Genomic DNA, 5,919 nt, shown 5'->3' with positions numbered 1-5,919 from the left:
GGCCGCGATCATCAGCATGCGAAACCGGATGATTTCGTCGAGCCCATGGATCACACGCCCAGGCGCACGAGGATCATCGATGCATGCGGCCAAACGACTTGCGATGCCGAGCCGTTGCTCGATGGCGCGTAACCCCAGCAACCCCCCGTCGGAGGAGAGCAGATCGCCGTCGAACCGGGCCTCGATCGACTTGCCGGCGACAGGTGACAGACCAGGGAGAATTGGAGTATTTGCAACCGAGGCGAGCATGGTGTTCCGTCGTGGTGAAGTTTTGTCTCAACAACAAATACTTACAACGAATCAACGGTTTACGCTATGCTCGCCGACCTTCATGCATAATGCGGGCTAGTTTGTTTGGGTGGCGCACGAACTGCGCCACCGACTGAGGCCCAGAGTCAAAAAGTTTTTTGCTTCTTTTTTCCAAAAAAGAAGTCTTTTTCTTCGCTCCTAAGGAACCGCCGCCATGGACTTCGACTTCACCGACGAGCAACGCCTCCTCCGCGACAGCGTCAGCAAACTCTTCGCCAACCGCTACGCCGATTTCGAAAAGCGCAAGGCCTACGCTAAACAACCCGAAGGGTTCGACCGCGCGGTGTGGGCCGAATACGCCGAGGCCGGCTTGCTCGCCCTGCCGTTCGATGAAGCGCATGGCGGCTTCGGTGGCGGTCCGGTCGAAACCATGATCATCATGGAGGAAATCGGCAAAGCCGCCGCGCTGGAGCCCTATATGCCGAATGCGGTGTTCGCCGGCGCCATCCTGAGGCACGGCGCGAGCGATGCGGTGAAGGACGCGATCATCCCGCATCTCATCGCGGGCGAAGCGATGATCGCGGTTGCCCATACCGAACGCCATTCGCGCTACGACCTCAACGACGTCACCACCACCGCACGGCGCGACGGTGATGATTTCGTGATCGAGGGCGATAAAACCGTGGTGATCGGCGGCGATTCGGCCGATCACCTGATCGTCAGCGCGCGCATCTCAGGCGGCACGCGCGACCGCGACGGCATCGGCCTGTTCCTGATCGATGCGAAATCGGCGGGTGTCTCGCGCCGTGGCTACGCCATGCAGGACGCGCTGCACGGGGCAGAAATCTCGCTCGCCAATGTGCGCGTCCCCGCATCCCACCAGGTCGGCGATCTCGCCGTGCTCGAACGCGCGGCCGATGAAGCGATCGCCGCCATCTGCGCCGAAGCGGTCGGCGCGATGGACGCGCTGATCACCATGACGGTCGATTACATGAAAACCCGCAAACAGTTCGGCGTCGCGATTTCCGCCTTCCAGGCGCTGCAACACCGCGCGGTCGATATGTATGTCGCCCTCGAACAGGCGCGCAGCATGGCGATTTTCGCTGCAATGTCCGCCGCCGACAGCGATGAGAAAACCCGTGGCGAGGCCATGGCAATGGCGAAGTCCGCGGTCGGCAAGGCCGCCAAATTCGTCGGCCAGCAATCGGTTCAGCTGCACGGCGGCATCGGCGTCACCATGGAATACAAGGCCGGTCATCTATTCAAGCGCCTGACCATGATCGAGATGCAGTTCGGCGACGCCGACTACCATTTGCGGCGGCTGGCGGCCTAACCCTCCAGCCCCAGCGCCCGCAGCCGTGCCGATTCCTCATCCCAACCGGGCCGGTCCTTGACGTTGAGGAACAGATGCACCCGCCGCTCGAGCAGCCGCTCGAGCTGGCTGCGGGCCTTGCTGCCGATCGATTTGATCTGCGCCCCGCCCTCGCCCAGCATGATCTTCTTGTGGGCAATCCGCGCGACATAAACCGTCACCTCGATCCGCGCCGAGCCATCCGCCAGATCCTTGAAACTCTCGGTCTCGACCGAGGCGCCGTACGGAATTTCCTCGCGCAGCTGCATGAAAATCTGTTCGCGCACCAACTCGGCCGCCAGCATCCGGTCGGTCTGGTCGGTCATTTCATCCTCGGGGTACAGATGCGGCCCTTCCGGCATCGCATCACCCATCGCATCGAGCAACCGGTCGATCCCGTCGCGCTTGAGCGCGCTGACCATGAACACCTCGGCGAAACTGCCGGCCTTCGCCAGAGTGTCCGCCAGCGGCAGCAATTTCTCGCGCGGCAGCAGATCGATCTTGTTCAGGATCAGCCAGCGCCTCCGCCCGGTGCGTGCCAGCGCCTCGAGCGGCTCGGCCAGATCATCGGGCTTGGCACGAAACGCATCGACCAGCATGCACGCCAGATCGGCGCCGGCGACCGAATCCCACGCCGCCGCCACCATCGCCCGGTCGAGCCGGCGCTTGGGCGCAAACAGGCCGGGCGTGTCGATCAGCACGATTTGCGCCTCCCCGCGCATCACGATGCCCGATACCCGAAACCGCGTGGTCTGGGCTTTCGGCGTCACGATCGACACTTTCGCCCCCACCGCCTGGTTGAGCATCGTCGATTTACCGGCGTTGGGCCGGCCGAGCAGCGCGACATAGCCGCAGCGAGTGGTCATGATGTCAGCCGATCCAATAAAATGCGCGCAGCGATCTGTTCGGCCTCGCGCTTGGTGCCGCCCTCACCATCGGCAGACGCCGGCCCGATGGTCACCCGGATGTGAAACTTCGGCGCATGCGCCGGACCGGATCGACCGATCATATCATAAACCGGCAACACCGGGCCACGCGCCAGGGCGAATTCCTGCAACGCGGTTTTCGGGTCCTTCGGCGGTGCGCCATCCTGCGCGTCGATCCGCGCCGCAAACGCCCGGCGAATAAAGCCGCGCGCCGGCTCCAACCCGCCATCGCTATAAAGCGCGCCAATCAGCGCTTCGAGCGCATCGGCCAGCACGGTGGACCTGTTGCGCACACCGCGCCGCGATTCCCCCGGCGATACCGCCAGCAGTTCGGCCAGCCCGATCGCCTCGGCAATCGAAGCCAGCGAAGGCCGCGAGACCAGATGCGCCAGCCGCGGTCCCAGCCCGCCTTCCCGCTCGTTCGGATAGCGCTCGATCAGCCACTCCGCCACCAGCAGCCCGAGCACCCGATCACCGATGAACTCCAGCCGCTCGTTGGAGGCCATGCCACCCTGCCCCACCGCCGAACGATGCGTCAGAGCCTCGGCCAGCAGATGCTTGCGGGTGAATTCATGGCCGAGCAGCGCCTCGGCCTTCGTACTCATTTAATGACCGTGAACAGCCGGTCCCACCGCACATCCACCGGCCAGTACCAGAACTCCCACCACGGATGATCGAGCCGGATCGAGAACCAGATGATACGCGCCCGCCCCACGAAATTATCGAGCGGAATATAGCCGACCGCATCGAGAAACCGCGAATCCTCGCTGAAATCCCGATTGTCGCCCATCATGAACAAATGATCCGGCGGCACATGATAGACCTGCGTATTATTGGCAAACCCCTGATCGGTCGCCTTGGCGATCAAATGGGTAACCCCGTCCGGCAATGTCTCGTGATAGAGCTTCACCGTGATCGGCACGCCCTGCCCATCGTCGATCGGGGTTTCCACGTACGTGCCCGCCGGCGTGCGCGGCACCTGCTTGCCGTTCAGAATCAACTGCCCGTCCGTTACCTGCACCGTGCTGCCCGGCTCGCCGATCACGCGCTTGATGTAATCGATGCTGGGATCACTCGGCAGCGCAAACACTGCAATCTGCCCCTGCTTGGGCAGCGAGCCGAAGATCCGCCCCTTGAAATCAGGCTCGCCGAACGGAAACGACCAGCGCGAATAGCCATAGTTATACTTGGTCACCAGCACGAAATCGCCCGGCAACAGCGTCGGCGTCAGACTGCCGGAGGGGATGAAGAACGGCTCGAACAGAAAGGAGCGGATCACCACCGCGATCACGACGACATAGATCAGCGTGACGATCCATTCCTTGACCACGCTGCCGGTAGTTTGAGCCTGTTGCGCCATGTTCGATCAGTTCCTGTTCAACCGCCGCTTCAACCGTGCGGGGGCGGGGAAGTCAAGGAAGCGGCCCGCCGTCCCTCACCACGGCTGCGTGATTTGCGCCGACACGCCGGAGGATTGTAGGACAGTGCCACCCCAACCGCCTGGACCATGACATGACGCGCCACACCGCATCGCCGCTCAGCACCATCGCCCTCGTCGCCCTCACGCTGCCCGCTTTCACGCTGCCCCCCTTCACACTGCCTGCCGGAGCCGCCGTGGTGCATCACCACGGCAAACCAGCACAGCACAAGGCCAAGGCCGCCGCAGTGCCTGCCGTTCCGGCCGGGCCGCCACCCACCGCCCCGCTCGCCGTGCCCGGCATGGCAGCACCGCCCGTGCTCGCCGATCAGGCGGCCTATGTGCTGATGGATGCCAAAACCGGCGCCATCCTCGCCGAAAAAGCCTCCGGCATCGAATGGCCGCCCGCCAGCCTGACCAAGCTGATGACCGCCTATGTCACCTACCAGGCGATCGCCCACGGCACGCTCAAAATGGACCAGACCGTGCCGGTCAGCGACGCCGCCTGGCACACCGGCGGCTCGCGCATGTTCATCTCGCCGGGCATGACCGTCACGGTCGATCAACTGTTGCACGGCCTGATCATCGATTCCGGTAACGACGCGGCGGTCGCCCTCGCCCAGGCGGTCGCCGGCAACCGTGCCGCCTTCGTCGGGCTGATGAACCACCAGGCCAAGCTGCTTCACCTCACCGGCACCCACTACGTCAACGTCGATGGCCTGCCCGACCCCGCGCTCCGCACCACCGCCATGGATGTCGCAACCCTGTCGCGCGCCATCGTCACGCAATTCCCGCAATATCTGAAAATCTCGGTGAAAAAGCACTTCACCTTCAACAAGATCACCCAGCCGAGTTGGAACCCGGTGCTGTTTCACGATGCCACGGTCGATGGTCTGAAAACCGGCCGCACCAACGAAGCCGGCCACTGCATTGACGCCACGGCCGTGCGCAACGGCACCAGGCTGATCGCCGTCGTGCTCGGCGGCCCCAACTGGACCGCCAGCACCCACGATATCGAGGCCCTGCTCGACTACGGCTACCAATTCTATACCGATGCCACGATCGCCAAAGCCGGCACCACAATCGGCACCATGCCGGCGCCCGGCTACCAGACCACCACAGTCCCCGTCGCCGCCGCCCATGACGTGGTCATGACCATCCCGACCCAGGCGGCAAAATCACTGAAAACCACGGTCACCTACGACGCCCCACCCGCAGCCGGCGTCAAACCCGGCACAATCGTGGGCACAATCACCATCAGCGCCGATGGCAAAACCCTCGCCACCGTACCCGCCGTGGCAACCACCGCCGACCAACCAGCCGGCCTGATGACCCGCATGATGCGCAGCATAAAACACGCATTCTGACCACACCGCCCGGTCAACCGCTGGTGGGTGAGGTGCCTGAAGCAAGCAAGGCCAGGGGCTCTCCCTCCAGAGCCATTCCGGCGGTGAAGAGCATCGCTGGAACTTTTCGCTCCTCTGCCCCTAGACCTTGTCTGGAAGCCTCCAAAAGCCGAAAATCGCCACGAATTTCGGACATCAGGCCGCCCAACACAGCCGCTACGCGCCTGTCATCGGTCATACCAACGAACGAAACGGAAAAATTGCGCTGTTCAGAGGTTCCTTAAGAGGCCTGTGCGGCTGAGTGGAACAGAAAACCGGCATAAGACTACTCAAAAGTCCCATGCGGAAGTAGGGTTCCTGAGCGGCCTGAGGCCGCCATTCATAACGGTGTCGGGCAGCGAGAAGTCGTATCGCCCGAGGAAGTTGAGATGGCGCCAGATCAGCGGGGATAGGTGGGCGATGTCGTTGCTGCTGGCGTCCATGCCGTCCGACCCAACCTGGCGGATGGCCTCCTGCATATAGATGGCGTTCCAATGCACGACGGCATTGAGAGCGAGGCCAAGGGCGCCGAGTTGCTCCTCCTGTCCCTGCTGGAGCGGACTCCTGATTTCACCGCGTTCGCCGTGATGA

At 63.2% G+C, this 5,919-nt stretch carries 7 protein-coding genes; 2 read left to right on the top strand and 5 right to left on the bottom strand.

The features are described 5' to 3' along the window. The coding region (locus BW994_RS18455; RefSeq protein ID WP_175612145.1) for a transposase at positions 1-249 on the bottom strand (249 nt) is incomplete at its 3' end. Positions 250-463: 214 nt separating this feature from the next. Here BW994_RS18455 and BW994_RS18450 point away from each other — a divergent pair. Beyond that, complete coding sequence (locus BW994_RS18450) at positions 464-1,582, top strand: acyl-CoA dehydrogenase family protein (protein WP_029314222.1); 1,119 nt, start codon at positions 464-466, stop codon at positions 1,580-1,582. On the opposite strand, the gene era is transcribed toward BW994_RS18450, so the two are convergent. From era to lepB, 3 genes are read right to left on the bottom strand one after another with little or no spacing between them, the layout of a single operon-like run. Then, positions 1,579-2,466: a GTPase Era gene (gene era, locus BW994_RS18445; RefSeq protein ID WP_029314224.1), complete on the bottom strand. Its 888-nt coding sequence runs from the start codon at positions 2,464-2,466 to the stop codon at positions 1,579-1,581. The two genes, BW994_RS18450 and era, sit on opposite strands and share 4 nt — an antisense overlap. Then, on the bottom strand, positions 2,463-3,131 hold the full coding sequence (gene rnc, locus BW994_RS18440; RefSeq protein WP_029314226.1) for a ribonuclease III: 669 nt from the start codon (positions 3,129-3,131) through the stop codon (positions 2,463-2,465). The genes era and rnc overlap by 4 nt, the downstream gene beginning before the upstream one ends. Then, positions 3,128-3,886: a signal peptidase I gene (lepB, locus tag BW994_RS18435; protein WP_029314227.1), complete on the bottom strand. Its 759-nt coding sequence runs from the start codon at positions 3,884-3,886 to the stop codon at positions 3,128-3,130. The genes rnc and lepB overlap by 4 nt, the downstream gene beginning before the upstream one ends. A 152-nt stretch (positions 3,887-4,038) precedes the next feature. Here lepB and BW994_RS18430 point away from each other — a divergent pair, with 152 nt between their 5' ends. Next, positions 4,039-5,310: a D-alanyl-D-alanine carboxypeptidase family protein gene (locus BW994_RS18430; protein ID WP_081849240.1), complete on the top strand. Its 1,272-nt coding sequence runs from the start codon at positions 4,039-4,041 to the stop codon at positions 5,308-5,310. Positions 5,311-5,618: 308 nt separating this feature from the next. On the opposite strand, the gene BW994_RS18420 is transcribed toward BW994_RS18430, so the two are convergent. Further along, the coding region (locus BW994_RS18420) for a Tn3 family transposase (RefSeq protein ID WP_139334228.1) at positions 5,619-5,919 on the bottom strand (301 nt) is incomplete at its 5' end.

This window comes from Acidiphilium rubrum (assembly GCF_900156265.1).
In the GTDB taxonomy this organism is placed as follows: Bacteria; Pseudomonadota; Alphaproteobacteria; order Acetobacterales; family Acetobacteraceae; genus Acidiphilium; species Acidiphilium rubrum.
Note: the sequence above shows the minus strand (reverse complement) of the source record. Positions and strands in the feature narration are given on the sequence as shown.

Excerpts from the sequence above, each read along its gene's own strand:
- BW994_RS18450 (WP_029314222.1), top strand. The coding sequence starts at position 464 with ATGGACTTCGACTTCACCGACGAGCAACGCCTCCTCCGCGACAGCGTC.
- rnc (WP_029314226.1), bottom strand. The coding sequence starts at position 3,131 with ATGAGTACGAAGGCCGAGGCGCTGCTCGGCCATGAATTCACCCGCAAG.
- lepB (WP_029314227.1), bottom strand. The coding sequence starts at position 3,886 with ATGGCGCAACAGGCTCAAACTACCGGCAGCGTGGTCAAGGAATGGATC.
- BW994_RS18430 (WP_081849240.1), top strand. The coding sequence starts at position 4,039 with ATGACGCGCCACACCGCATCGCCGCTCAGCACCATCGCCCTCGTCGCC.
- era (WP_029314224.1), bottom strand. The coding sequence starts at position 2,466 with ATGACCACTCGCTGCGGCTATGTCGCGCTGCTCGGCCGGCCCAACGCC.